At 37.4% G+C, this 2,253-nt stretch carries 2 protein-coding genes and 1 pseudogene; all 3 read left to right on the top strand.

The genetic code is table 11. From position 1 onward, the window contains the following. Window positions 1-394 precede the first annotated feature (394 nt). Window positions 395-535 carry a hypothetical protein gene (locus B4237_RS09390; RefSeq protein ID WP_004877488.1) on the top strand — a complete coding sequence of 47 codons (141 nt, stop codon included), beginning with the start codon at window positions 395-397 and terminating at the stop codon, window positions 533-535. 74 nt (window positions 536-609) lie between these two features. Beyond that, the gene (gene hflX, locus B4237_RS09385) at window positions 610-1,950 is read left to right on the top strand and encodes a ribosome rescue GTPase HflX (RefSeq protein WP_004877489.1); all 1,341 of its coding nucleotides are present in this window, start codon (window positions 610-612) and stop codon (window positions 1,948-1,950) included. A gap of 91 nt (window positions 1,951-2,041) precedes the next feature. Continuing rightward, a pseudogene (locus B4237_RS09380) lies at window positions 2,042-2,253 on the top strand (hypothetical protein); the annotation flags it as partial.

Below are 2,253 nucleotides of genomic sequence, written 5' to 3'. Positions count from 1 at the left end.
TAAACTAAATTTTGAAAATAAATTTAATGGTTCGCTATCTACTGCAGTTGTTTCTTGAGTCATAAAATCATTAAAACCATTGGGTTTTCACCCGTCATAGACACTTGGGACATGAATGTCAAACAGCACAAGCATCTTTGGATGATACAAGGTGCAGACTTATATAATTCCGCTACTTCTAATTAATCAATCCTCACGTTATACAAAGATAAATTACCAAAAAATCTCGGTATATACGCTTTGAGTTAAGCAAGTTATATCATGCCAATATCCACTTATAAAAGTTATCTTGATAATAAAAAACGAACGTGAGCATGATTTTTTTCAATTTCAAATCAACAATTAGATCAAATAATATAAATCAATCGAAATAACAGATTAAAAGAGTCCTACTATGCACACCAACAGCACCGCCACTGAAGTCGAAAATACCATCTCTTATGGTTATGCTTTAAAAATGTTTTTAGGCTGGGCTATTTTATATATGGGGACGTTAATCGGATTCATTGAGCTGATTCGTCGTAATGTCATATAAATCGAGTAAGTCTTTGCCCTTTCGTTAAAGTTTATTCTAAAATAGGACTTTAATACCTAGGATATGACAGCAGCGTGGAATATTTTGAGCAGCATCAAGGTGGCGAACGGGCAATTTTAGTCAGTGTTTCTGTTCAACTCCTCGATGATCTTGATGCTGAAGAGTTTCGATTGCTCGCTCAATCTGCTGGCGCTGAAATCCTGCAACATATTTCTGTACAAAGAAATAAACCTGATCCTAAGTTTTTTATTGGCTCAGGGAAAGTCGATGAAATTGCAGAACTAGTACAGGAACTTGAAGCTGAGTTGGTTATTTTTGATCACTCTTTAAGTCCTGCCCAAGAACGTAATTTAGAAAGAATACTGAAGTGTCGTGTCATCGATCGTACAGGATTGATTCTTGATATTTTTGCCTTACGTGCGCGTACACACGAAGGTAAATTACAAGTCGAACTTGCCCAACTTAAACACTTATCAACGCGTTTAATCCGAGGCTTTACTGGGAACTTGGAACAACAAAAAGGTGGGATTGGACTTCGTGGCCCAGGTGAATCACAACTAGAAACTGACCGTCGACTGATTCGTGTTCGTATCACACAACTCAAAGAAAAATTAATCAAGGTTCAACAAACACGCTTACAAGGTCGAGCTGCTCGTCAGAAAGCAGCCATTCCAACTATTTCTCTCGTTGGATACACCAATGCTGGGAAATCTACACTTTTTAATATTCTAGCGAAAAGTGATGTATATGCGGCAGATCAACTCTTTGCAACCTTAGATCCAACCTTACGTCGTTTAGATTGGGATGGGATTGGTACAGTTGTATTAGCAGATACCGTAGGTTTCGTCCGCAACCTACAACATGATTTGGTTGAATCTTTCAAAGCAACACTAGAAGAAACTTTGGAAGCTACCTTACTGTTGCATGTTGTGGATAGTAGTAGCCCGAATATGCTTGAACAAATAGAAGCTGTTGAGTCTGTGCTCAAAGAGATTGGGGCAGATGCACCCATTTTGCATGTTTATAATAAAATTGACCAAAGTGGAGATAGTGCAAAAATCATTTATAAATCTCCTGATTTTCCAGATCGAGTTTATGTATCCGCACATTCTGGCGAAGGTTTAGCCTTATTAAGTCAGGCTGTACAACAGTGCTTATTAGGACAATTACAACACTTCAATTTAGTCTTGAAACCTGCATACGGTAAACTACGCACGCAACTCTATACACTGAATGTAATTCAATCTGAGCATTACGATGAGCAAGGTGATTTGCATTTATCAGTCTGTATAGCACCACAAAAACTGGAACAAATCATCAGACAAGCCCACTTACCACTAGATGAAATTCTTGGAGAGAAAGCCGCTTTATTCAAACGACCATTAGAAGAGTTTGAATACGTGAAAGATCAATAAATTTTTTCTTCCCGTGGTAGCATCTTAAGAAAAGAATGACATCATCATAATGGTAATCGTCCATTGTTCAGATAAATGAGTAAGAGACAACATGAAAGATATTGATTGGACAGCTTGGTTTTATACGATTTTATTGATTGTCGTATTTCGTGAAGGTGCCGTCGCAATCACTAAAGTATTTAATCATCCAGAACTCGGCAATCTCGTCGGCTTGATGAGTCTGCTTGCAACGTTATTAATCTGGAGGCGATTTAGAAAGATTTCGAATCGTTTGATTGATACTAATAATAAAATAATGAAAGA

Origin of the sequence: Acinetobacter sp. UBA6526 (assembly GCF_002434875.1) — a bacterium.
In the GTDB taxonomy this organism is placed as follows: Bacteria; Pseudomonadota; Gammaproteobacteria; order Pseudomonadales; family Moraxellaceae; genus Acinetobacter; species Acinetobacter venetianus.
Note: the sequence above shows the minus strand (reverse complement) of the source record. Positions and strands in the feature narration are given on the sequence as shown.

Coding starts and splice junctions, on each gene's coding strand:
- B4237_RS09390 (WP_004877488.1), top strand. CDS start 395: ATGCACACCAACAGCACCGCCACTGAAGTCGAAAATACCATCTCTTAT.